Origin of the sequence: Acinetobacter sp. V89_4 (genome assembly GCF_029967875.1) — a bacterium.
Taxonomy (GTDB): Bacteria; Pseudomonadota; Gammaproteobacteria; order Pseudomonadales; family Moraxellaceae; genus Acinetobacter; species Acinetobacter oleivorans.
Genome location: NZ_JASCAI010000029.1, coordinates 155,908 through 179,230, shown reverse-complemented (window position 1 = coordinate 179,230; position 23,323 = coordinate 155,908). Strand labels below are relative to the sequence as shown.

At 39.0% G+C, this 23,323-nt stretch carries 25 protein-coding genes and 1 tRNA gene; 9 read left to right on the top strand and 17 right to left on the bottom strand.

Going from position 1 to position 23,323, the window contains the following annotated elements:
- The first annotated feature begins 27 nt into the window (after positions 1–27).
- Positions 28–103 (top strand) — tRNA-Asn (locus QLG01_RS16725).
- Between the two features lie 167 nt (positions 104–270).
- Here the strand turns inward: QLG01_RS16725 and QLG01_RS16720 are convergent.
- The 12 genes from QLG01_RS16720 to QLG01_RS16665 all read right to left on the bottom strand — a co-directional run bounded on the left by QLG01_RS16720 (position 271) and on the right by QLG01_RS16665 (position 10,578).
- Positions 271–1,029: an SDR family oxidoreductase gene (locus QLG01_RS16720; protein ID WP_282496974.1), complete on the bottom strand. Its 759-nt coding sequence runs from the start codon at positions 1,027–1,029 to the stop codon at positions 271–273.
- A gap of 269 nt (positions 1,030–1,298) precedes the next feature.
- On the bottom strand, positions 1,299–1,943 hold the full coding sequence (locus tag QLG01_RS16715; RefSeq protein WP_013197099.1) for a tRNA-(ms[2]io[6]A)-hydroxylase: 645 nt from the start codon (positions 1,941–1,943) through the stop codon (positions 1,299–1,301).
- A gap of 6 nt (positions 1,944–1,949) precedes the next feature.
- Complete coding sequence (gene pdxJ / locus QLG01_RS16710) at positions 1,950–2,675, bottom strand: pyridoxine 5'-phosphate synthase (RefSeq protein WP_004790748.1); 726 nt, start codon at positions 2,673–2,675, stop codon at positions 1,950–1,952.
- A gap of 13 nt (positions 2,676–2,688) precedes the next feature.
- Complete coding sequence (locus QLG01_RS16705; RefSeq protein ID WP_282496973.1) at positions 2,689–3,402, bottom strand: DNA repair protein RecO C-terminal domain-containing protein; 714 nt, start codon at positions 3,400–3,402, stop codon at positions 2,689–2,691.
- Positions 3,403–3,411: 9 nt separating this feature from the next.
- Entirely contained in the window at positions 3,412–3,615 is a 204-nt protein-coding gene (locus QLG01_RS16700) for an NF038104 family lipoprotein (RefSeq protein ID WP_004790744.1), read from the bottom strand.
- Positions 3,616–3,632: 17 nt separating this feature from the next.
- Complete coding sequence (gene era / locus QLG01_RS16695; RefSeq protein ID WP_081399272.1) at positions 3,633–4,655, bottom strand: GTPase Era; 1,023 nt, start codon at positions 4,653–4,655, stop codon at positions 3,633–3,635.
- An 11-nt stretch (positions 4,656–4,666) separates the two neighbouring features.
- Positions 4,667–5,359 (bottom strand): ribonuclease III, encoded by a 693-nt coding sequence (rnc, locus tag QLG01_RS16690; RefSeq protein ID WP_004790741.1) that lies wholly within the window; start codon positions 5,357–5,359, stop codon positions 4,667–4,669.
- Positions 5,331–5,705 carry a DUF4845 domain-containing protein gene (locus QLG01_RS16685; protein ID WP_005307477.1) on the bottom strand — a complete coding sequence of 125 codons (375 nt, stop codon included), beginning with the start codon at positions 5,703–5,705 and terminating at the stop codon, positions 5,331–5,333. The genes rnc and QLG01_RS16685 overlap by 29 nt, the downstream gene beginning before the upstream one ends.
- A 24-nt stretch (positions 5,706–5,729) precedes the next feature.
- Complete coding sequence (gene lepB / locus QLG01_RS16680) at positions 5,730–6,557, bottom strand: signal peptidase I (protein WP_282496972.1); 828 nt, start codon at positions 6,555–6,557, stop codon at positions 5,730–5,732.
- A gap of 75 nt (positions 6,558–6,632) precedes the next feature.
- Entirely contained in the window at positions 6,633–8,450 is a 1,818-nt protein-coding gene (lepA, locus tag QLG01_RS16675) for a translation elongation factor 4 (protein ID WP_151827507.1), read from the bottom strand.
- 174 nt (positions 8,451–8,624) lie between these two features.
- Positions 8,625–9,077 carry an acyl-CoA thioesterase gene (locus tag QLG01_RS16670; RefSeq protein WP_004790729.1) on the bottom strand — a complete coding sequence of 151 codons (453 nt, stop codon included), beginning with the start codon at positions 9,075–9,077 and terminating at the stop codon, positions 8,625–8,627.
- Between the two features lie 124 nt (positions 9,078–9,201).
- Positions 9,202–10,578 (bottom strand): Do family serine endopeptidase, encoded by a 1,377-nt coding sequence (locus QLG01_RS16665; protein WP_005307484.1) that lies wholly within the window; start codon positions 10,576–10,578, stop codon positions 9,202–9,204.
- A 230-nt stretch (positions 10,579–10,808) separates the two neighbouring features.
- Here QLG01_RS16665 and nadB point away from each other — a divergent pair, with 230 nt between their 5' ends.
- Complete coding sequence (gene nadB, locus QLG01_RS16660) at positions 10,809–12,452, top strand: L-aspartate oxidase (protein WP_282496971.1); 1,644 nt, start codon at positions 10,809–10,811, stop codon at positions 12,450–12,452.
- 55 nt (positions 12,453–12,507) lie between these two features.
- On the opposite strand, the gene QLG01_RS16655 is transcribed toward nadB, so the two are convergent.
- The 4 genes from QLG01_RS16655 to pabC form a co-directional block, all read right to left on the bottom strand.
- Positions 12,508–12,924: a PaaI family thioesterase gene (locus tag QLG01_RS16655; protein WP_282496970.1), complete on the bottom strand. Its 417-nt coding sequence runs from the start codon at positions 12,922–12,924 to the stop codon at positions 12,508–12,510.
- Between the two features lie 137 nt (positions 12,925–13,061).
- Positions 13,062–13,661, bottom strand: a complete 600-nt coding sequence (gene tmk / locus QLG01_RS16650; RefSeq protein WP_111854469.1) for a dTMP kinase — start codon at positions 13,659–13,661, stop codon at positions 13,062–13,064.
- Positions 13,662–13,670: 9 nt separating this feature from the next.
- On the bottom strand, positions 13,671–14,741 hold the full coding sequence (gene mltG / locus QLG01_RS16645) for an endolytic transglycosylase MltG (RefSeq protein ID WP_282496969.1): 1,071 nt from the start codon (positions 14,739–14,741) through the stop codon (positions 13,671–13,673).
- A 1-nt stretch (position 14,742) separates the two neighbouring features.
- Complete coding sequence (gene pabC, locus QLG01_RS16640) at positions 14,743–15,555, bottom strand: aminodeoxychorismate lyase (RefSeq protein WP_282496968.1); 813 nt, start codon at positions 15,553–15,555, stop codon at positions 14,743–14,745.
- 263 nt (positions 15,556–15,818) lie between these two features.
- Between pabC and QLG01_RS16635 the strand changes: the two genes are divergently transcribed.
- The 6 genes from QLG01_RS16635 (at position 15,819) to QLG01_RS16610 (ending at position 21,328) form a co-directional block, all read left to right on the top strand.
- Entirely contained in the window at positions 15,819–16,826 is a 1,008-nt protein-coding gene (locus tag QLG01_RS16635) for a sulfate ABC transporter substrate-binding protein (RefSeq protein WP_005307495.1), read from the top strand.
- Positions 16,827–16,856: 30 nt separating this feature from the next.
- Complete coding sequence (locus QLG01_RS16630) at positions 16,857–17,465, top strand: alpha/beta hydrolase (protein WP_005307497.1); 609 nt, start codon at positions 16,857–16,859, stop codon at positions 17,463–17,465.
- 80 nt (positions 17,466–17,545) lie between these two features.
- The gene (cysT, locus tag QLG01_RS16625) at positions 17,546–18,379 is read left to right on the top strand and encodes a sulfate ABC transporter permease subunit CysT (RefSeq protein ID WP_005307499.1); all 834 of its coding nucleotides are present in this window, start codon (positions 17,546–17,548) and stop codon (positions 18,377–18,379) included.
- Entirely contained in the window at positions 18,376–19,260 is an 885-nt protein-coding gene (gene cysW, locus QLG01_RS16620) for a sulfate ABC transporter permease subunit CysW (protein WP_282496967.1), read from the top strand. The genes cysT and cysW overlap by 4 nt, the downstream gene beginning before the upstream one ends.
- An 11-nt stretch (positions 19,261–19,271) precedes the next feature.
- Positions 19,272–20,333: a sulfate ABC transporter ATP-binding protein gene (locus tag QLG01_RS16615; protein WP_005307505.1), complete on the top strand. Its 1,062-nt coding sequence runs from the start codon at positions 19,272–19,274 to the stop codon at positions 20,331–20,333.
- Positions 20,334–20,404: 71 nt separating this feature from the next.
- On the top strand, positions 20,405–21,328 hold the full coding sequence (locus tag QLG01_RS16610) for a CysB family HTH-type transcriptional regulator (protein ID WP_004790709.1): 924 nt from the start codon (positions 20,405–20,407) through the stop codon (positions 21,326–21,328).
- Between the two features lie 87 nt (positions 21,329–21,415).
- On the opposite strand, the gene carO is transcribed toward QLG01_RS16610, so the two are convergent.
- Positions 21,416–22,144 (bottom strand): ornithine uptake porin CarO type 4, encoded by a 729-nt coding sequence (carO, locus tag QLG01_RS16605; protein ID WP_151767148.1) that lies wholly within the window; start codon positions 22,142–22,144, stop codon positions 21,416–21,418.
- A gap of 295 nt (positions 22,145–22,439) precedes the next feature.
- Here carO and dapD point away from each other — a divergent pair, with 295 nt between their 5' ends.
- Positions 22,440–23,261 carry a 2,3,4,5-tetrahydropyridine-2,6-dicarboxylate N-succinyltransferase gene (gene dapD / locus QLG01_RS16600; protein ID WP_005307511.1) on the top strand — a complete coding sequence of 274 codons (822 nt, stop codon included), beginning with the start codon at positions 22,440–22,442 and terminating at the stop codon, positions 23,259–23,261.
- Positions 23,262–23,323: the final 62 nt, after the last annotated feature.

The following is a 23,323-nucleotide window of genomic DNA, read 5'->3' as shown; positions in this document are numbered from 1 at the left end:
AAAATCTCCTTATAATCGCATGCAGATTCTCCCATAGCTCAGTCGGTAGAGCGACGGACTGTTAATCCGCAGGTCCCTGGTTCGAGCCCAGGTGGGAGAGCCAAATACTAAAAAGCCCGCAGCATTAAAGCGGGCTTTTTTTTGCCATAATTTTATTAATAGTTATAAAAAATCCCCTATCAAGATAGAGGATTTAATTTTCATGCTTAAACCATTTACTTGGCTTAATGATCTAATCTAAGTTTGAAAAAATATTCCTTTCTTAAATCATTATTCCATTTCAACCACTTTTAAAGGATTAAAAGACTGAGTGGTCGGCATCATTTCAATACGATTAATATTAATGTGCGGAGGTTGTGAAGCAACCCAAGCTACCGTATTTGCAATATCTTCTGGCAAGATTGGATTCTTTTTATCATAAAGACTGTTCACTTTCTCTTGGTCACCTTTAAAACGTACCAAAGAAAACTCTGTACCCCCACAAAGCCCTGGCTCAATGTTAGTTACTCGAATACCCGTACCTGCTAGATCAGCTCGAAGGTTTAAACTAAATTGCTCCACAAATGCTTTGGTTGCACCGTAAACGTTACCCCCCGGATATGGGTATGTACCTGCAATTGACCCCATATTGATAATTAAGCCAGACTTTTTCTTTACCATGCTTGGCAAAATTAGTCGGGTAATAGTAATAAGCCCCTTAACATTGGTATCAATCATAGTGTACCAATCATCTAAATCTGATTTATCTGCTGATTCTAACCCTAAGGCCAATCCAGCATTATTAACCAATAAATCAATTTCACTGATTTGAAATTCGGCTGGTAAGTCAACCAAGGCTTTATTTATATTTTCTACGGTATCTGTCATGTCAAATACTAAGGGATAGAACTTTTCACCAAGTTCTTGCTGTAATTCTTTTAATTTTTCTGCCCGTCTTCCACAGCCAATAACTTTGTAGCCTAATTCAATCAGTTTTTTTGAAATACTATAACCAAAGCCCGCAGAGGCACCTGTAACTAATGCTAACATTCTTATATCCTTAAAATATTCGACTAATTGAGTTAAACCGATTATGAACAAAACTATCTTTATATTTACATAATATTCGTTATTACTTTAAAAAATAAAAGTTTTTAAAAAAATTTTAAGAGAAATTAAAATTTATAAAAAATATATTTATTAAATAATTATATGCATAAAAAAACTAAAAGCAGAACATGCCGACCGCCGAAGAAATAAAGCTCACCTAATAAAAAGTTTACCTTTTACGGTAAACTTTTTATTTAAAACTTCTAATATTATGCAGGCACACCGCTATGAAAACGGAAGGTATCATCAGGCGTTAAAATCAGATTCTTTTCAACCTCACGAATATGCTCAATACGCTGCTGAATATCCTCTTTAGGATTTTTCATTTTTGCAGTTTTTGCAACATCAAGTGCAAGTGCCAAGTAGTCCTCAAAATGACGAGACTCCGACTTAAGCAAATAGCGATAATAGCGTCCTAACTCATCGTCTACACGTGGGGCAAGAGCATGAAAGCGTTCGCATGAGCGCGCCTCAACAAAAGCACCTACCACAAGTACATCAATTAAAGCCTCTGGCTCATAAGTACGAATCTCTTTACGGAGCCCACCAGCATAGCGCCCTGCACTTAAGCCATCCCATTTTTGACCACGCTTAGCCATAAGCTCAAGCACTTGTTCATAATGAAGCATTTCTTCCCGTACCAGCTGTGCAAGCTTTACTTGCAAATCAGGGAAGAAGCTATAACGGAACATTAAGTTCATTGCTGTACTAGCTGCTTTTTTTTCACAATTCGCATGATCTTGCATCAAAATATCTAGATTATTGATTGCCTCATCTAACCATGCTTTTGGCGTTTGACAGCCTAAAAAAGCCAAAACAGGTTGCATTAATTCATCGTAATTGATACTCGACATAAACAATTAACCTGCCACCTGAATTGCTGCTTTCATATCTTTAACAGCTTGAACCAGACCTACAAAAACACTATCTGCAATAATTGAGTGCCCAATGTTTAACTCGTGAATTTGCGAGATAGCAGCAATTGGAGCAATATTTTTAAGGTTAAGGCCATGACCAGCATTTACAACTAAACCTTTTGAAGCTGCATATTCAACACCTTTGATGATACGCGCCAGCTCAGCCTGTTGATCTTGCTCTGTTGCCGCATCTGCATATGCACCCGTGTGTAACTCAATCGTAGGTGCACCACATGCAACTGCTGCATCAATTTGAGCTAAATCCGCATCAATAAATAATGATACGTCGCAGCCAATAGCAGCTAAAGTCTGAGTTGCAGCTTTAACTTTTTCAAAGTTACCTACTACGTCTAAACCACCTTCGGTAGTTACTTCTTGGCGTCTTTCAGGAACAAAACAAACATGCTGTGGCTGAATTTCTTTCGCAAACTCGACCATTTCATCAGTAACAGCTAACTCAAGATTCATACGTGTTTTTAATAATGGACGCATGCGGCGTACGTCATCATCTTGAATATGGCGACGGTCTTCACGCAAATGCAAAGTAATGCCCTCTGCACCCGCTTGTTCACAAATAAGAGCAGCTTCTACAGGATCTGGGTAAGTAGTACCGCGCGCCTGTCTCAAAGTAGCAACATGGTCTATGTTTACACCAAGCAATGCAGCCATAAATAAATCCTAATTACGATTGAGTTTGAGTGTTTTGAATCCATAATTGTCGACTTTTTAGGGGACGATCACCTAAAAGCGATGTAATCATTTGACGGTATAGTTTACCTAATAATTGCAATTGTTCGAGAGAAAAATCCTGCCCTTGCTCATAATCCAACATAGACAAAATCGCTTTCCCCCACAAAGAAGAACGACTCGCCTGCACAACAGGAGCGAAACCTTCTGTCACTTGAAATTGATAAAACTGATGAGCCTGGATAGGCTGTTGTTGGGTATCGACTGAGAAATCAATCGCATATCCAAGTTCAGGAAGTAAAACATGCTCGAACTGGCGCAAAATCTGGCGAAGAAAAAGGTCAGGATTTTCGTGGGAAGATAATTCTTGTAATTGAAGTAATGTTAACTGATATTGCTCAAACGTTTGTGGCATTGTCTCTTCTAAGGGACAAAGTCTAAGAACAACTTCATTTAAATAAAATCCGGCAAAAAAAGCATCACCAAAAAAGAAAACAGGCTGATTTAAGATTTCAAGCTTTGTAAAGTTTTTCAGCTCACTTTTACCCGTGGCTTGCAAGCGAATAGGCTGATATTGAGGGGGCGGAGTCTGTCTTAAAATACCATCGACTCGCCCATACTCCTGAGTAAAAAGATGCACAATATGACTTTTTTCACGGTACTTACGGTGATGAATCATATATCCATGGAGGACTTCATTGCGCATCATAAAAAGAAACTATTCCTCAGATTCTTTTTCTTTTTTGTCATCCTCATCATCACCGTCAGGAATTACCGCCCCTACAACAGCTGCTGTACCTTTAACAACACCTTTTGTAGTTTTATAGGCGATACCTACTGGTACGGTTACAAGCTTATATACACAACCTTGTAACATCAATGTACATCCAATTATAGCGACCAATGATGTAATTGTTTTCATACCAGCATCCTTATCCTTTAGATATCACTATACCCTAAGCTTTTTAAAGCACGCTCATCATCAGACCAACCACCTTTAACTTTAACCCACAAAGTAAGCATGATCTTTTGCTCAAACATTTTTTCCATGTCTTTACGAGCATCCATACCGATTGTTTTAAGCTTGGCACCTTTTTCACCAATCACAATCGCTTTTTGGCCTGCACGATCTACAAAAATCGTTGCATCAATATAAGTACAAGCTGGCTTTAAACGACCAGTTTTTTCATTAACAGTCTCTTCTTCCGTTTTGAAAGATTCAATTTGTACTGTTAAATCATAAGGTAATTCTTCACCTAACTGACGCATGATTTTTTCACGAATAATTTCGCTAGCTAAAAAGCGTTCAGAACGGTCAGTAATCTGATCAAATGAATACAAAGGTGCTTGGTAAGGAAGATACTTCTCAATTGTTTCACTCAAGTGTTCCAAATTTGCTCCGCGTAATGCAGATACAGGAACGATCTCGGCAAAATTCATAAGCTTAGCGCGCTCTTGAATCAAAGGAAGAATATCTCTTTTATCTTCAAAAGTATCAGCCTTATTAATCACCAAAATAACTGGCATTTCAGCATTCTTGAGCTTTTCAAGCACTAAGTCGTCATTTTGCGTCCACTTATAAGCATCAATAACAAATAAGACCAAATTGACGTCGCGCAATGCAGAATGAGCTGCACGGTTCATCATTTTATTAATAGCACGCACTTCTTTTTTATGCATACCCGGGGTATCTACATATACCGCCTGCATTTTTTCACGCGAATCAATACCAATAATTTTATGACGTGTTGTTTGAGGTTTACGCGAAGTAATAGAAAGCTTTTGACCTAACAAATGGTTCATGAGGGTAGATTTACCCACATTTGGACGTCCCACAATCGCCACAAATCCGCTCTTAAAATCCGAAGGAATTGTTACGCCTTTGGAACTAAAAAATTGATCAATCAGATTATTAGGATCTTGGTTCTCATTTGAATCTGGATTGATTTGATCAGAATGCATCGACATGCAGGTTATTGCTCCAATAACTTTAAAATTTCCGCCGCTGCTGCCTGCTCGGCAAAACGACGACTTGAACCCTCACCATGAATCTTTGATAAGCCATCTATCAAACATTCAACTTTAAAGTGCTGGTGAGGTGCATCACCCTGAATATCTACAACCTCGTAAACAGGGAGAGGTTTTTTACGTGCTTGTAGATACTCTTGTAAACGTGATTTAGGGTCTTTAAGTTGATCCGTAGGCTCAATATGGTCTAAATACGGTACATACCATTTTAGCACAATATCTGTAAGTAAGTTGAGATCACCACTATCAATATAAATTGCACCAATAATGGCTTCTACCGTGTCAGCCAATATTGACTCACGATGATGACCACCAGATTTCAATTCACCCGTACTTAATATTAAACACCGACTAAGTTGCAAATCGGTTGCAATCTTACCTAACGCTTCCTGACGTACTAAAGTCGCTCGCATACGCGTTAGGCGACCTTCGTTTTCATTTGGATAAGCATGATATAGATAATTGGCAATAATCATGCCTAATAATGAATCGCCTAAAAACTCTAAGCGCTCGTAATTGTATTTATGACTCACCGAACGATGAGTCAAAGCCAACTGTAACAATTCAAGCTGCTTGAATTGATATCCGATTCGACTCAATAAGCGAGGATCACTTAGTTTGAACTGATGTTTTATCAAAACTCTTCTCAAATGTTAAAACTAAATCAATATTTGATAAGAAGGGTTTTCTTACCTCATATTTCTTTTGGACTTTTAGACCAGACTCATTAAACACTTGCGCAATCTCTTTAAAATGAAGATCACGAATATTGTTCATTTCCAGACGCTGATCCATTTGTGTCATAAACTTCTGTGGGGTGATGTCAGAAGAGCTTTCTTGTAAAAGCTCTTCTATTTGATTATTAATCAATCGATCATCCCAATATGCTGGCCAAACTGCAAGTACAGCTTTTACTGCAACCGCAAATATAACCACCCCAAATAAAATTGCTAAATACGAAGTACCTTGTTGTGCCTTACGCATTTCTTTTTTTCCTAATGGTTGTTTTTAATCTATTTTTCCATTTCGGCCAAAGTTAGGAAGATGTAAACCTGGTTCTTTATGCATCCAGACATAGAATGCTCGTCCTGTTAAATTTTCTTCAGGAACGAAACCCCAGAAACGACTATCTGCACTTTGATCACGGTTATCCCCCATTGCAAAGTAATGTCCTTTTGGAACAGTCACTTCCCAATATAAACCGTCTTGGTTTGCATATTTACCATTTTCAACATAGTTGATAAACGGTGCTTGACGCGCCACATTTACGCCTTCAAGTTCACGCATTGTAAAGGTATGCGTACCAATCGTCTCTTTATGATAAATAGACGTTGGTGTATCTAATACATCTTTTTCACGGCTAAACTGTGTTAATACTTTCGGTACTTTTTGTCCGTTAATAATCAATTGTCCATGATCATAAACAAGATGATCGCCTGGCAAACCTATTACACGTTTAATATAACTAATGGTAGGTTGAGGTGGATAACGGAATACAATCACATCACCACGCTTTGGTTCTCCCACATCAATAATTTTCTTATTAACGATAGGTAAACGCACACCATAATCAAATTTATTAACCAGAATAAAATCACCAGTTTCTAAAGTAGGTACCATAGAGTCTGATGGGATATTAAATGGTTCGTAAAGGAATGAACGAAGTATAAGTACTACAGCTAAAACTGGCCAAAAGTCATAAGCCCATGTAATAACAAAATTTTCGTTCCCGCGCCCTTTATTTGCACGCTGTTTGAATACAAGTTTATCTAACAACCACACTGCAAATAGAATCAGCGTAACTGGAACAAGAATTAAATTAAAATCAAAATCCACACGACCTCACTCGCAGCCTAGCTGCTTGTCTTAAAATAGGGAAAAGTAATGTCTTACTTCCCCTACCTTCATTTCTTATCTTTCTACTTTCAATACAGCCAAGAACGCTTCTTGTGGAATTTCAACACTTCCCACTTGTTTCATACGTTTCTTACCTTCTTTTTGTTTAGAAAGTAGTTTTTTCTTACGTGAAACGTCACCACCATAACATTTTGCCAATACGTTTTTACGCATCGCTTTTACAGTAGAACGGGCAATAATTTGCGCACCGATTGCTGCCTGAATAGCAACATCGAACATTTGGCGAGGAATCAGGTCTTTCATTTTCTCAACCAATGCAATACCACGATGGCGTGCATCATTACGGTGACAAATCATAGCCAAGGCATCAACCTTTTCGCTATTAATTAACACATCAACCTTAACTAAAGCTGAACTTTCAAAACGTACAAAGTTATAGTCTAAAGATGCAAAGCCACGAGAGCATGACTTTAATCTGTCAAAGAAATCCATAACGACTTCAGCCATCGGGATTTCAAAAGTAATAGAAACTTGGTTACCCAAGAATTTCATATCTTTTTGTACACCGCGACGTTCGATACATAGCGTCATTACGTTCCCTAAGTATTCTTGAGGAACAAGGATATGACATTCAGCAATTGGTTCACGCAAATCTTCTACAGTCGATCCATCCGGCATTTTTGATGGGCTATCAATGTAAATCGTTTCGCCTTTCTTGGTTAATGCTTCATAAATTACGGTAGGTGCTGAACTGATGAGGTCAAGATCGTACTCACGCTCTAAACGCTCTTGTACAATTTCCATGTGTAGCATTCCTAAGAAGCCACAACGGAAACCAAAGCCTAAAGCATCCGAACTTTCTGGTTCAAAGAATAAAGCTGAGTCGTTAATTTGTAATTTTTGTAGCGCTTCACGGAATGGCTCAAAATCACTCGCATCAATCGGGAAAAGACCAGCATAAACCTGTGGTTTAACCTTTTTGAAACCCGGTAAAATCGCAACATCCGGGGTAGATGTAAGAGTAATCGTGTCACCTACTGGTGCACCAAAAATATCTTTAATACCCGCAATTACAAAACCTACTTCGCCAGCTTCAAGGATATCTGTTTCAGTATGCTTCGGATTAAATACACCCACTGAAGTTACTGGATGAGTTTGACCTGTCGATTTAACCAACATTTTGTCGCCCTTACGGATACGACCTTGTTTAATACGTACAAGAGAAACTACACCTAGGTAGTTATCAAACCATGAGTCGATAATTAATGCTTGTAATGGAGCATCACGATCACCTTCAGGCGCTGGAATAACATCGACTAAACGCTCTAAAACACCTTCAACACCTAAACCAGTTTTTGCTGAACAGGTTGGTGCATCTGTGGCTTCAATCCCGATAATTTCTTCAATTTCATGAATTACACGTTCAGGTTCAGCCTGCGGTAAATCAATTTTATTTAAAATAGGAAGAACTTCGAGACCTTGTTCAATCGCGGTATAACAGTTTGCAACTGATTGTGCTTCTACACCTTGTGCAGCATCTACAACCAATAGTGCACCTTCACATGCAGCTAATGAACGAGAAACTTCATACGAGAAGTCTACGTGTCCGGGAGTATCAATAAAGTTAAGTTGATATTCCTGACCATTAGGATGAGTATAATATAGCGTGACTGAAGCGGCTTTAATGGTAATCCCACGTTCGCGCTCAAGCTCCATTGAGTCCAAGACTTGAGCTTGCATTTCACGATCTTGTAGACCACCACACATCTGAATAAAACGGTCAGCCAATGTAGACTTACCATGGTCAATGTGGGCAATAATCGAGAAATTTCGTATATTTTTGATATCGACGGATTTTTTAGCTTGCGCCATGGGTTACCTTGAGAAAATATAGAGTGCTATGTAGCTTGTTTTAATACACAGCCAAAGCAGTTAAATAAATTGCGTGAGATTATAACAGATGGATATTTTAAAGTATCCAAAATAATCATGAGCTTTGTACTTATGTTTTAAAAATGACAATCAAAGTGAGGCCACTACTTCAGGTTATTGAGCATACGAAATAGTAAAATCATAAGGGTTTATGCTTGAATCAAGCGGCTTGTATGCATGGGTAAAAGTTGGAGACATTCGTTTTGGACGTCCTGTAGCAATTTCAATGCATGCCCATTTAGTATTTCCGACAAATAATACAGCCTGATCTGATGGGCGGAAAAATACATATTGGCGAAACGAATAAAGAGCATTGATATCATCTAACCATGTACGTAATACAATTTGTTCGCCTTCAAATGCAGCTTTACGATATTGCACATGATGCTCAACCGCGACCATTGCATGTTTTAGTTCAAGATATTTAGTTACCCCGACTCCTAATGTTTCAACATGAGCAGCAGCTACATCTTGCATCCACTGTACATACATCACATTATTCACATGTCCTAACGCATCAATATGATGTGGCTGCACCTGAATATGTAAATCAAAAATACTACTCACAAATGTTCACTCTTATTTATTAACTTTTAAACTGAAATAAGTGTAGGTAGATATCACTATACGCTCAAGATAAATAACAAAAAACCACCCATGTTTAGGGTGGCTCATTGTTTCTTTTTTAAGTTTACTGAATACGTAAACCAAGCATTGCGCGTTGTCCCTGACGAATAATTGCAACACGCGCTACCGTATTTTTTTGCAAGTTAGAAACGACTTTTGCAAAATCCTGACTATTTAAAATCTGGTTATTGTTGACTTGAACAATCACATCACCCGGAATGATATTTGACAATGATGCTAAGCCACCACGGCGAACATCTTGTACATAGATACCACCTTTTACACTCAAAGCACTTTTTTCTGGCTCAGCTAAATCACGAATGCTCATTCCTAAAACTGGTCCTTTAGATACAGTACTTTGTGCACCTGTGGCAGGCGTTTCATCTGGAGCAGTCGTTAAAGTTGCTGAAATATTACGGGTTTTGTCATCACGTAATACTTCAAACTGGACAGTTTGATTCGGCTGTACTTTGTTTAATGCATATAGTAATTCACTCGTGCGCGATACCGGATTACCGTTATATTTCAAAATCACGTCACCAGCTCGCAAGCCTGCTTTTTGTGCAGGTGAGTTCGGAGAAATTTGAGTAATTAAAGCACCTTCAGGTTTTGGTAGCTTGTAAGCATCGGCAAGGTTGCGGTCAATGTCTTGCATCATCACACCAAGATAAGAGCGTGTTACCTTACCTTTAGTTTTAAGCTGTTCGGCTACATCCATCGCTACGTCAATCGGGATAGAGAAAGACAAGCCCATATAGCCGCCAGTACCACTAAATATTCGAGAGTTTACCCCGACTACTTCACCATTTTGGTTAAACAATGGACCACCAGAGTTACCTGGGTTTAGCGCAACGTCAGTTTGAATAAATGGTACCGAAGTTTCACCACTCATATTTCGTGATTTAGCACTCACAATACCTGCCGACGCAGAGTAGTCAAAACCAAAAGGCGAACCAATTGCTAAAACTGGCTCTCCCACTCGTAAACGGTCAACATTTCCTACGCGTAAAGCTGGATAACTATTTCCAGTCACTTTTAACAATGCAACGTCTGTACGCTCATCACTACCGACCACCGTTGCATCAATTTCACGACGATCATTTAAAGTAATGCTAATGCGTGAGGCATTTTCAATCACATGGTGGTTGGTGAGTAGGTAACCATCTTTACTAATAAAGAATGCGCTACCATATGCGGTTTTTTCTTGTGGACCCTGTTGCTGTGGAATGATGACCTGATTTCCAAAGAAACGTTTCAAAATTTCAGGGACTTGCTGCTGCAATAGTTCATCCTGAGTCATTTTTTTTACGACGTTTACACTCACCACTGCTGGACTAACTTGTTCAACGAGGTTTGAAAAATCAACAGCAGCATTTGCCTGAACAGCAGCAACTGTAAATACCGCTGCATACATTCCTTGTTGTAAATAGCGAGTTTTCATTCGGTGCTCACCCACAATTGGTCTACGAGAATAAGAATAAAACTGTTGTATCACAACGCTTTGGAGTTGTGCGTAACAATATGTTTATTTGTAAGGCATCCTTACAATCATTATTTTACGCATTGCAACTTTTTAAGCCAATTGCAATTTTTCTCTGAGTTAGAGCGCTTAAGCTCTTGCCTTTTTAGATAAAAAGGGGTGTCATTAGCGGACGTTTTAGATTGTTGCGAATGGACATGCCTAATTTACAGACAATTCACCACTTTGACGTGATTATTGTGGGCAGCGGCGGTGCTGGTTTAAGTCTGGCTTTATCGTTACCAAATCATTTTAATATTGCAGTTTTAGCCAAAGCTGCTTTAACCGAAGCAAGTACCTTCTATGCTCAAGGTGGGGTTGCTGCTGTTCTTGATGAGACTGACTCTATTCAACAGCACATTAATGACACTATGATTGCAGGTGCTCATTTATGTGAAATGGATGCGGTACAACATACCGTAGAAGGCGGTCGTCCTTCTGTTGATTTTCTTTTAAAGCAAGGCGTGCAATTTACTTTAGATGAAGATGAACAACTTCATTTAACGCGCGAAGGTGGCCATTCACAGCGACGCATTATCCATTCGGCTGATGCAACAGGCAAAGCCATTTCAACCACCTTGGTTGAACGTGCCAAAGAACGTAAAAATATTACTATTTTTGAAAACTACATTGCGATTGATTTAATTACATCGCATAAATTAGGTCATACCGATCAAGCGAATCGCGCTATTGGTTTGTATGCTTTAGATGAAAATACGGAAAAAGTTCATACTTTCCTTGCACCATTCACCGCACTGGCTTGCGGCGGTGCGATGAAAGCTTATCTGTACACATCTAATCCAGATATTGCTACTGGTGATGGTATTGCAATGGCCTTCCGTGCAGGTTGCCGTGTAGCCAATATGGAATTTAACCAATTCCACCCAACTTGTCTGTATCACCCTCAAGCTCGCTCATTTTTAATTACTGAAGCCATGCGCGGTGAAGGTGCTTATTTGCGCTTACCTGATGGCGAGCGTTTTATGCTACGTTTTGATGATCGTGCAGAACTGGCTCCTCGCGATATTGTGGCACGTACCATTGACCATGAAATTAAACGCCTCGGTATTCGTCATGTGTGGTTGGATATTACACATAAATCACCAGAGTTTATCAAAGAGCACTTCCCTACACTTTATGCACGATTGCTTGGGTTAGGTATCGACATTACCAAAGACATGATTCCAGTGGTACCAGCAGCTCACTATACCTGTGGTGGTGTTGTGGTTGACTCAAATAGCCAGACGGATATTGAAGGTCTATATGCGATTGGTGAAACGTCTTATACGGGTTTACATGGCGCAAACCGTATGGCAAGTAACTCATTACTTGAGTGCTTCGTTTACGGAATGAGTGCAGCAAAAGATATCGAAAATAAATTTGATGAAAACTTCAAATTACCTGAAGTACCAACTTGGGATGACTCACAAGTAACTAATCCTGATGAAGATGTGGTGATTTTACAAAACTGGGATGAGTTACGTTCGACCATGTGGAATTACGTTGGTATTGTAAGAACTACAAAACGTTTAGAACGTGCTTTGCACCGTATTGAAATGTTAAAGCGTGAAATCACTGAGTATTATCAAGACTACCGTGTTAGCAAAAACCTAATTGAGCTGCGTAACCTTGTTTTAGTATCTGAGATGATCGTGCGCTGTGCTATGCAACGTAAAGAATCACGTGGTCTACATTACACGCTTGATTATCCAGAAACTTCGAGTGAGATTCGAAAAACAGTTCTAACACCACCAAATTTTGCAGTAGAACAGCCATTGGTTAATACTGATATTTAAGCTGTTCTTCTAAAAAAAGCACAGTTCAGACTGTGCTTTTTATTTGCTTTGATATTTATGATTTAGGTGGAATTGAATAAGTCGCGGTCACATGTGCAACGGGATCTTCTAGCCCTACTGAATAAATCCAGACCTCTCCCACCACCAAGCTCTTTCCGACTTTCATGAGCTTACACTCACTGCATAGGTCTTGATCACCTGCGGGTTTTCTTAGAAAATTAATATTAAAATTGGTCGTTACAGCTAAACCGATAATTCCGATTTCACCTAATATTGCAATATATAAAGCAAAGTCGGCCAAAGTCATCATGGTTGGACCAGATATGGTACCACCTGGCCGTTGATGCCTTTGATCGACATGATAATAAACGACAGCAGCTTTAGGCGAGACTGATTCAATCGTGCAATGTTCAAGACTTGGTGGAAATTCCTTTTCAAGAAATGCCACGATTTCTTCTTTTGAGCTTTTCATCCTTGTTATTCTTCAATCTATAAATCATATGTAAGATAGCATAAGAAAATAGCAGATATTTTCTATGACGTTTTAAATCAAAATTAACGTCATTTTTCACCACTCTCATAGTCTATAAGAGTGGCTCATCCAATTGCTTATCCTAAATATTGCAATGCCTGTTCGAACACCTGATCAGGACTTTGAGTTGCATCTATTCGCTTAATACGTTCTGGTTCAGCTTTCCATAAGGTTTCATAGCCTTCACGAACCTTAGTAAAGAAGCTTAACTTTTCTTGTTCAAAACGATCTAAAGCTCCGCGTTCGCGTGCTCGATTCATGCCCAATTCAATCGGTGCATCTAACCAGAACGTTACTTCTGGCATGCGTGAAACAAAGTTCTGATTTAAAAGCTGTAATTTATCTTGGCTTAAACCACGACCAGAACATTGATAAGCAAAGCTTGCATCAGTAAAACGATCACTTAAAACAATTTTATTAGACTCTAGAGCCGGCAAAATAACCTGTTGTAAGTGTTGAGCACGTGCCGCATAAATGAGTAATAACTCGGTATCATGGCTCATATTTTCATCATGATTCACCGCCAAAAGCATTGAACGTATTTGTTCTGCTAACGGCGTACCACCCGGTTCACGGGTTAAAACAACTTGTTTACCTTGCTCTTCAAAATACTGATGAATTTTTCGAATGAGTGTAGTTTTACCTACCCCCTCCGTGCCTTCAAAGCTAATAAACATCTCTTTTCCTTATTTCTTCGATCTCAACACGGATAAGTACTCTTGCACCGCTTGATTATGCGCTTGCAAGCTTGCCGTAAATTTATGCCCACCATTGCCAGTCGCTACAAAATAGATATTATTTGAATCATCTGGATGCAATGCAGCTTCAATTGCTTTTTGGCTTGGTAAAGCAATTGGCGTTGGCGGTAAGCCATTAATAGTATAAGTATTATATGCTGTTGGGGTACGGAGGTCTTCTCGAGTAATATTGCCTTTATAGTTATTACCCATACCGTAAATAACAGTTGGATCCGTTTGTAAACGCATACCAATTTTTAAACGGCGTACAAATACACCCGATACTTGCTCAAGCTCACTATCTAAACTTGTTTCTTTCTCAACAATAGAAGCCATAATTAATGCTTCATATTTATCTTTATAAGGTAAATTCGGCGCACGATTTGCCCAAGCTGCATCTAGAGCTTTCATTTGACGGTGGTATAAATCAGTCAGAATTTTCTTATCTGTTTCACCTTTGGCAAAGAAATAAGTATTAGGTGCGAACAAACCTTCAGGATGCCCATAAGGAATCCCAAGCGCCTTCATCAGCTGATCATCTGGTAAATCTAATATTGTATTTTTTACATTTTTATCATTTTTGAGTGCAGTAATAAGCTGTTTAAAAGTTGTACCTTCAATGACCAAGACACGGTTCATCTGAGCATTATCTGCATCAGATAACATCTCTAATACTTCTCTTACACTCATTCCCTGTTCAATTTCATACACACCAGCTTTCATGCTGTCATGAATCATAAATTTCTGATAAAGCTTCAACACCACTGGAAAGCTAATTTTGCCTTCTTTCGCCAAACGATCAATAAAACCAGAATAGGTTTCACCAGATGTAATAGATAACATCTGTTTCTTGCCTTCAATAGGATAAGCTTTAAATAGACTCGACCATAAAATGGCAAAAATAGAAATTAAGACAATAAACAGGCCAATTAGAACCAATCGCTTAGAAAATTTTGGAGCTTGTTTTTTGTTATTTTTCTTGGCGTTTTTTGCTTTCGCATTCACAGGTGGCTTCGGCATATTAATAAATCTGATTTAAGTTAAGGATATGAAATAAATCTATGCATGCCTGTGTTTCTAGCGTTTTCTCACCTAAATGAGTGACTACTCGCATAGGGTTTAAAGCATTACAAAAGAATAGACTTTGTATTTCAGATACTTCATCTAACTCAATTACACGTACTTCACAGGCAATACCATGGTGCTGCATACGCGCCAGAATTTCTGCCCGCATTACACCGTGGACGCCATTATAACGAAGTTCAGGAGTAATCCATCTATCATTTAAGCGAATAAAACAATTACTACTAACCCCTTCAACAATATAACCTTGTACATCAGTAACTAATGCTTCAACCCACCCTAGTTGATCTGCTTCTTTTTTTAGCAACACTTGTTCAAGACGGTTTAAAGATTTAAGCCCAACCAAGCTCGGCATGGTTAAACCTAAGGCCTGATTTAAAACACCACACTGTATAAAGTCTGGTTGAAATGGTTCTAAAGCTTTCGGATAAAACCAGATATAAATATCAGCGTCATGCTTTGGTAAGCTATAACCACGGTCGCCTTCACCACGACTAATCACAATTTTTAAAGTGCCGTTGAGTACAAGATTTTGCTTTTGTAATTGCTCTAAGCTCTGTTCTATGAGTTCAAAATCCGCAGTTAAAGACAGTTTTTGACATGCAAGTTTTAGGCGCTCCCAATGTCTTTCTTTAAGCTCAATCTGATTTTGAAAAACACGAATTGTGGTAAAGCATCCATCTCCATAATGAAATGCTCGATCCAGTAAAGGAATGGTTTCAATAGGTTGCCCATTTTTAAAACACCACATGTTTAACCCATCCTATGCTTAAAACGACCCGACAATACAACACCTTTCATTTAAATATTAAATGACTGATTTTAAAAAATTATACCGATTTCGTATCCACTTTTGAAACTTGTTCTATATCAAGATTTAAGAATAACTTATCTATTTTTACTATTTCTATTTTTTTCATATTAAATTCGTTTTTTATTATTTTTTTAGAATAAAGACTAGCGCTATTCTGCGTTCATGTTTTGAACATTTCATATTTTTTGAGGACTTATCTCATGCGTTTTTCACAATTAAAAGTCGGGGTTATCGCTGCACTTCTGTCTGTTTCCTCATTTGCAGCGCAAGAATTTTTAAACGTCTCTTACGATCCTACTCGTGAGTTATATACAGATTTCAATAAACAGTTCGGTACTTACTGGAAACAGCGTACTGGTCAAGATATTGAGTTCAAACAATCACACGGCGGTTCTGGTAAGCAGGCGCGTGCAGTAATTGATGGCTTAAATGCAGATGTAGTGACATTAGCACTTGCAGCTGATATCGATGAAATTGCAGAAAAAGCAAAATTACTTCCAGCTGACTGGCAGAAAAAGTTACCGCAGAACTCTACCCCATACACTTCAACAATTGTGTTCTTAGTGCGTAAAGGTAATCCAAAACAAATTAAAGACTGGGGTGATTTAATCAAACCAGGTGTAGAAATTATTACGCCAAACCCGAAAACTTCAGGTGGTGCTCGTTGGAATTATCTTGCAGCTTGGGCTTGGGCAAAACATCAACCAGGTGGTAACGATGCTAAAGCACAAGAGTATGTTCGCCAAATTTATAAACACACTAAAGTTTTAGACTCAGGTGCACGCGGTGCAACCACAACTTTTGCTGAACGTGGTATTGGTGATGTGTTACTCGCTTGGGAAAACGAAGCATATTTAGCTACTCGTGAACAGCCGGGCAAATTTGAAATTATTACCCCGTCTCTTTCAATTTTAGCTGAACCACCAGTTGCTGTTGTTGAGAAAAATGCTGCGAAAAAAGGCAACTTAACGATTGCTAAAGGTTACCTCAACTACTTGTATTCACCAGCTGGCCAAGAAATTGCAGCACGCAACTTCTACCGTCCACGCAATGCAGCCGTTCTTAAGAAATACAGCAACGTATTTAAGCCATTGAAGCTTGTAACTATCGATAAAGAGTTTGGTGGTTGGACGAAGGTACAAAAGAAACACTTCGACAATGGTGGTGTTTTTGATCAAATCGTGAAAATCAATAGTACAGAGAAGTAATTCTTTGTACTAAAGATAAGGAGAACAGACATGATTCATACTGTAATTGTTCCAGGTGTAGGTGGAAGTGAACATCAGCATTGGCAATCTTGGTTGCAGCGTAAACTCGTGTCTAGTTCTCGTGTTGAGCAAAAAAACTGGGATAGACCTGTACTAAGTGAATGGGTCGAGCAATTCGTTAAAACGGTTCAAGCAGCGCCAGCTCCTGTGCAAATTGTTGCTCATAGCTTTGGTTGCTTAACAAGTGTTGCTGCTTTAGCTGAGCATCCAGAGTTAAAAAACCGAGTTAAGAAACTTATTTTAGTCGCTCCGGCAAATCCAGCACGCTTTGGGGAAGCAGGGTTTGCTCGACATAGTTTGACTGACTACAAAGATTATTTTCATCAATTAAAAATTGATGTGCCTACAACGCTCCTCATTAGTGAAAATGATCCATGGCTTGGTTTTTTTGATGCATTACAACTTGCGAAATCATGGAAATTAAACCCTGTTAATCTTGGTGAAGTCGGCCATATTAATGTTGCTTCAGGTTTTGGCCCGTTTCCAGATTTGCTGAATTATTTGATTCCAGAAGATTCGATGTGTAGTCACTCATCTATCGACCCGGTAAAAACTCATTTCTCTTTGAAATTTGCTTAATACCCAGCTTTATATCGCACCGTTTATCTTTATTTATTCGCTTACTGGTTTCAGCAGGCTTTTCTCTTTGAGGAAATATCATGTCGCAGCGATCCCGAGTGCTGCCTGGGTTTGGTCTATCTTTGGGCTTCACCCTCGCCTACGTTTCTTTTATTGTGCTTATTCCATTAGCCGCAGTCTTTATCAAATCATTTGGAATTGGATGGGACGGATTATGGGAAATTTTAACCTCTGAGCGTATTTTAAAATCGCTTCAGCTCAGCTTTAGTTCAGCTTTAATTGCAGCCTTTATTAATGTTGTGTTTGGCTTACTTTTAGCTTGGTGCCTTGTCCGTTATAACTTTCCTGGGAAACGCTTGGTTGATGCATTAGTCGATTTACCTTTTGCTCTTCCCACTGCAGTTGCAGGTATTGCGCTTACCTCACTCTATGCACCCACTGGCTGGATCGGTCAGTATTTAGAACCACTCGGTATTCAGGTTGCATATACGCCAATCGGTATTACGTTGGCATTAATATTCATTGGTATTCCATTCATTGTAAGAACAGTTCAACCTGTACTCAGTGATATCGAAACTGAACTTGAAGAAGCAGCTTCGGCACTCGGCGCAAATCGCTGGCAGACAATTACTAAGATTATTTTACCAATATTACTACCAGCCCTATTCACAGGCTTTGCTTTAGCATTTGCTCGAGGTGTCGGTGAATATGGTTCAGTTATTTTTATTGCAGGTAACCAGCCGTTTAAAACAGAAATTGCTCCGCTCATGATCATTTCACGCCTTGAAGAATATGATTATGCAGGTGCAACAACAATTGCTGCGGTCATGTTAGTTCTCTCTTTCATCATTTTATTTGCCATTAATTTACTTCAAGCGTGGGCAAACCGTCGTACAGGGAGAAATATCACATGAACCTACATACTGACAGCAATGCACTTGCGCTTAAATTGCAATCACGAGATGCAACACGCGAACCAACTTGGGTACGTTATACCTTAATTACAATTGCGCTGATTTTTTTCCTCAGTTGTCTCATGTTGCCACTCATTCTGGTTTTTGTAGAAGCATTTAAACAAGGACTTGAAGTCTATGTTCAGGCTTTGATTGATCCAGATACGTTATCAGCAGTGAAATTAACTTTATTAACCGCAGCAATTGCAGTGCCGATTAACGTGATCTTTGGTGTTGCCGCAGCATGGGCTGTTTCCAAGTTTCAGTTTAGAGGTAAGGCAGTTTTAACCACCATCATTGATATGCCTTTTTCGGTTTCACCCGTTATTGCAGGTTTAATGATTGTACTTATTTTTGGTGCTCAAGGTTGGTTTGGCGGCTGGTTAATGGACCATGACATTAAGATCTTGTATGCAGTACCCGGAATTGTTTTAGCAACCATCTTTATTACAGTCCCTTTTGTAGCTCGTGAGTTAATTCCACTCATGGAAGCTCAAGGAACAGAGGAAGAAGAAGCAGCGATTGTATTGGGTGCTTCAGGCTGGCAAACCTTTTGGAAAGTGACATTACCTAACATTAAATGGGGTTTGATTTACGGCGTGATTCTGTGTAATGCCCGTGCAATGGGTGAGTTTGGTGCAGTATCGGTAGTTTCTGGCCATATCCGTGGTGAAACCAATACCCTGCCACTTCATGTCGAAATTTTATATAACGAGTACACCTTTAGCGCAGCGTTTGCCGTGTCCTCATTGCTTGCTTTTTTAGCCCTATTAACGCTGGTATTGAAAACGTGGTTAGAACTACATCAAGACAAACCACAACCACATTCAACTGATTCGTAAGGAATGAAATCATGAGTATTCAAGTTAAGAATATTGAAAAACACTTTGGTGCATTCCATGCGCTTAAAAATATTTCTCTAGATTTTCCGGAAGGTGAGCTGGTTGCCCTACTCGGCCCATCTGGTTGCGGTAAAACAACCCTCCTTCGGATTATTGCAGGATTAGAATCAGCTGATGGTGGTCAAGTGCTGCTTGAAGGTGAAGACGCGACCAATGTACACGTGCGCGAGCGTCAGGTTGGTTTTGTATTTCAGCACTATGCTTTATTTCGTCATATGACTGTATTTGACAATATTGCATTTGGTTTACGTGTTCGTCCTCGTGCAACACGCCCATCTGAAGCTGAAATTAAAAAACGTGTCACTCGTTTACTCGATCTAGTTCAACTTGGATTTTTAGCAGACCGCTACCCTGCTCAGCTTTCTGGTGGACAGCGTCAGCGTATTGCTTTAGCCCGTGCTTTGGCAGTAGAGCCACGAGTCTTATTGCTTGATGAACCATTTGGTGCGCTAGATGCTAAAGTCCGTAAGGAATTACGTCGCTGGTTACGTAACTTGCATGATGAATTGCATATTACGTCAATCTTTGTAACCCACGATCAGGAAGAAGCACTTGAGGTTGCAGACCAAATTATTGTAATGAATAAAGGAAATGTCGAGCAGATCGGCTCACCTCGTGAAGTTTATGAAAAACCTGCAACGCCATTTGTATTTGATTTCTTGGGTCAAGCAAATCGTTTTGAAGGTGAACATGCCGGCGGTATTATTCGTATTGGCAATGACCGTATTGAATTACCAACAGCAGTTGAGGCACCTCAAGGAAAAGTGATTGCTTTTGCCCGTCCAGATGAGTTACATATTCACTCGCAACCGCAAGCGAATACGATTGAAGCGACTTTTGTACGTGAAATCTGGATTGCCGGAAAAGTTGTGGCGGAATTACAAGACCGTAATGGACGTTTAATTGAAATTGCTCTGAGCAGTGAAGCTGCAAAATTACATGCATTTAAACCAAATCAAACTGTTTGGGTGAGTGCATCTCAATTGCACTTATTTGCAGATCAAGTTGCTTAAGAAATATATTTGGTGAGGAAATATCTTGCGGAACTAAAGCAATTCCTCACCTCTTTTGAGGAAAAGTGTGAATGAACTTTCAACAATTAAGAATTATCCGAGAAACTGTACGCCAAAACTTTAACTTAACCGAAGCATCGGCTGCACTCTACACGTCTCAATCGGGTGTAAGTAAACATATTAAAGATCTAGAAGATGAGCTAGGTGTACAGCTTTTTATACGAAAAGGTAAACGTCTTTTAGGTTTAACAGAACCGGGACAATCTCTTCTTGGCATCGTTGAACGCATGCTGGTTGATGCTGAAAATATTAAACGCCTTGCAGAAGACTTTAATAAAGTTGATGAAGGCACATTAACGATCGCAACAACCCATACTCAAGCACGTTATGTGCTACCTCCGATCGTTAATCAATTTAAGAAGTTATTTCCTAAAGTTCATTTGATTTTACAACAAGCTAGCCCTGTTGAAATTTCAGAAATGCTTTTACAAGGTGAAGCAGATATTGGAATTGCTACAGAGTCTTTAACAACAGAAGAAAATCTGGCTAGTATTCCTTACTATCAATGGCAACACAGCATTATCACACCTCAAAATCATCCTTTAGTAAAGGCAGACAAGATTACGCTTGAACTTTTAGCGGACTACCCACTTATTACTTATCATGGTGGTTTTACAGGTCGCTCTAAAATTGACAAAGCTTTTGAAGAAGCTCACCTTGATGCAGATATCGTAATGTCTGCTCTTGATGCAGACGTTATTAAGACTTATGTCGAATTGGGCATGGGAGTCGGAATTGTCAATGACGTGGCCTATGACACAGAACGTGATCATCGCTTAAAACAAACTAAAACTGATATTTTTGGTGTCAATACGACATGGATTGCAGTTCGTAAAGGCCATCTACTACGCGGTTATGGTTACGAGTTTATTTCTTTATGCTCACCTGATGCCGATATTAAAGCGCTTAAGAAAATTGCTTACCCAGATGAATAAAGATTAAAAGTAAATAAAAGAGCTTTTTAGCTCTTTTATTTTATTAGACGCAAAAAAACGAGCCGAAGCTCGTTTTTTTTGTATTTATTACCAGAAGAAGTTCACACCAACTTTACCAACCGGTAACCACTGGTATTTATCGTCATTCGCGATTTTATTTTCTTCTGCACGTAAGTCCTTATCAAAGTCAGCACCATTAACATTAACAAATGTACCATTTGATTTAAGATTTACACTTGGATTACCTGTGTAATATGCACCAACCTCACCAAATACACCCCAGTTCTTATTGATCTTAGGCGCAAAACCAAAACCTAAATAAGGGGCAATATCATTTTTATAACTTAATTTACCATCCACTGAACCATTAAAGTTATAATTATTACCATTTACTTTAATAGTACCATCTTGTGAACGTTTGCTTAAATCATAATCGTTATCAAGGTATGCTGCACCAGCTGCTACATATAAGCCTTGAGCCCAACGGTTAGTACTTGCACCCCAAGGACGAATTTCAGCGTTTAAATAAACGTTGTTATTATCCATATCAACGTCATATTTCGTACCATTTACAGATACGTCATCACGCCAAGAAATATCCCCACCGTTATAACCAAGTGCCAAACCTACATATGGGTTTGCTTGCCATAATAAAGCACCACCGTAACCAGTTGTACCTACCTCAGCACGCGCTCCCACAGGAATTAATTGGTTTTTGTCAAATGCGTAGCTGTCATGAACAACTGCTTCATCTGCCATTACAGCACCAGCAGCGAATAAAGCTGTTGTTGTTACTAAAACACGTAAGGCTTTCATAGTTTTCTCCTCAAAAAGGCTCTGTTTTTAATTTATTCATCTTGTGACTGAAATCATAATAAAGAGAGCTTAGAGTCTTTTTTATACAAAAAGTGGTAGATTTCTGTTATTTTTTGATACAAATTGAGTTAAATTTTTATTTTCAAATCATTTTTGTGTAAAAAACACTTGATTATCTAATAAGCTTAATTTCATTTACCTCATTTATATCCTTGATTAAACGTAACACGTTTTTTCAAAGATTCTTGTCACAAATTAGTGTAAAATCTTTAAAATTTTTTATGGAAGGAAGATCATGTCTCAGCTTTCTACGATCATTGAGCAAGCATTTGAAGACCGCGCAAACTTTACTGCAGCAGATTGCTCAAGCGAAATCCGCCAAGCTGTTGAAGAAGCAATTGCTGGTTTAGATAACGGTACACTTCGAGTTGCTGAAAAGATCAATGGTGAATGGGTTGTTCACCAATGGTTAAAAAAAGCTGTTTTATTATCATTTAAATTAAATGACAATAAACCAATCGAGTCATGTGATCTTCGTTTCTACGACAAAGTTGAAACTAAATTCTCTGGTTGGACTGAAGAACAATTTAAAGCAGCAGGTGTTCGTGTTGTTCCTCCTGCTGTAGCACGTCGTGGTAGCTTCCAAGCTAAAAACGTAGTGTTAATGCCTTCTTATGTAAACATTGGTGCTTATGTAGATGAAGGCACAATGGTTGATACATGGGCAACTGTAGGTTCATGTGCTCAAATCGGTAAAAATGTTCACTTGTCTGGTGGTGTAGGTATCGGTGGTGTTTTAGAACCATTACAAGCTAACCCAACCATTATTGAAGACAACTGCTTTATCGGTGCGCGTTCAGAAATCGTTGAAGGCGTGATTGTTGAAGAAGGCTCAGTTATTTCAATGGGGGTTTTCATTGGTCAATCAACTAAAATTTATGACCGTGCAACTGGCGAAGTCCATTATGGTCGCGTTCCAGCAGGTTCAGTTGTTGTAGCAGGTAGCCTGCCGTCAGCTGATGGTAAATACAGCTTATATGCTGCAATTATTGTGAAAAAAGTTGATGCGCAAACACGTGCAAAAACAAGTTTGAACGATTTGTTACGCGCTGACTAATTTCAGTTTGATCAAACATCTCTACGGTCAACACTGATCGTAGAGATTTTATTTTTTATATA

Bases quoted from the DNA above. Each gene is read 5' to 3' on its own strand.
- QLG01_RS16635 (WP_005307495.1), top strand. From the start codon at position 15,819: ATGCGTTTTTCACAATTAAAAGTCGGGGTTATCGCTGCACTTCTGTCT.
- QLG01_RS16610 (WP_004790709.1), top strand. From the start codon at position 20,405: ATGAACTTTCAACAATTAAGAATTATCCGAGAAACTGTACGCCAAAAC.
- pdxJ (WP_004790748.1), bottom strand. From the start codon at position 2,675: ATGGCTGCATTGCTTGGTGTAAACATAGACCATGTTGCTACTTTGAGA.
- cysT (WP_005307499.1), top strand. From the start codon at position 17,546: ATGTCGCAGCGATCCCGAGTGCTGCCTGGGTTTGGTCTATCTTTGGGC.
- mltG (WP_282496969.1), bottom strand. From the start codon at position 14,741: ATGCCGAAGCCACCTGTGAATGCGAAAGCAAAAAACGCCAAGAAAAAT.
- QLG01_RS16615 (WP_005307505.1), top strand. From the start codon at position 19,272: ATGAGTATTCAAGTTAAGAATATTGAAAAACACTTTGGTGCATTCCAT.
- era (WP_081399272.1), bottom strand. From the start codon at position 4,655: ATGCATTCTGATCAAATCAATCCAGATTCAAATGAGAACCAAGATCCT.
- nadB (WP_282496971.1), top strand. From the start codon at position 10,809: ATGGACATGCCTAATTTACAGACAATTCACCACTTTGACGTGATTATT.
- QLG01_RS16720 (WP_282496974.1), bottom strand. From the start codon at position 1,029: ATGTTAGCATTAGTTACAGGTGCCTCTGCGGGCTTTGGTTATAGTATT.
- cysW (WP_282496967.1), top strand. From the start codon at position 18,376: ATGAACCTACATACTGACAGCAATGCACTTGCGCTTAAATTGCAATCA.
- QLG01_RS16705 (WP_282496973.1), bottom strand. From the start codon at position 3,402: ATGATGCGCAATGAAGTCCTCCATGGATATATGATTCATCACCGTAAG.
- tmk (WP_111854469.1), bottom strand. From the start codon at position 13,661: ATGTTTATTAGCTTTGAAGGCACGGAGGGGGTAGGTAAAACTACACTC.
- pabC (WP_282496968.1), bottom strand. From the start codon at position 15,555: ATGTGGTGTTTTAAAAATGGGCAACCTATTGAAACCATTCCTTTACTG.
- QLG01_RS16665 (WP_005307484.1), bottom strand. From the start codon at position 10,578: ATGAAAACTCGCTATTTACAACAAGGAATGTATGCAGCGGTATTTACA.
- QLG01_RS16655 (WP_282496970.1), bottom strand. From the start codon at position 12,924: ATGAAAAGCTCAAAAGAAGAAATCGTGGCATTTCTTGAAAAGGAATTT.
- lepA (WP_151827507.1), bottom strand. From the start codon at position 8,450: ATGGCGCAAGCTAAAAAATCCGTCGATATCAAAAATATACGAAATTTC.
- QLG01_RS16700 (WP_004790744.1), bottom strand. From the start codon at position 3,615: ATGAAAACAATTACATCATTGGTCGCTATAATTGGATGTACATTGATG.
- QLG01_RS16685 (WP_005307477.1), bottom strand. From the start codon at position 5,705: ATGCGTAAGGCACAACAAGGTACTTCGTATTTAGCAATTTTATTTGGG.
- QLG01_RS16630 (WP_005307497.1), top strand. From the start codon at position 16,857: ATGATTCATACTGTAATTGTTCCAGGTGTAGGTGGAAGTGAACATCAG.
- QLG01_RS16715 (WP_013197099.1), bottom strand. From the start codon at position 1,943: ATGTCGAGTATCAATTACGATGAATTAATGCAACCTGTTTTGGCTTTT.
- dapD (WP_005307511.1), top strand. From the start codon at position 22,440: ATGTCTCAGCTTTCTACGATCATTGAGCAAGCATTTGAAGACCGCGCA.
- carO (WP_151767148.1), bottom strand. From the start codon at position 22,144: ATGAAAGCCTTACGTGTTTTAGTAACAACAACAGCTTTATTCGCTGCT.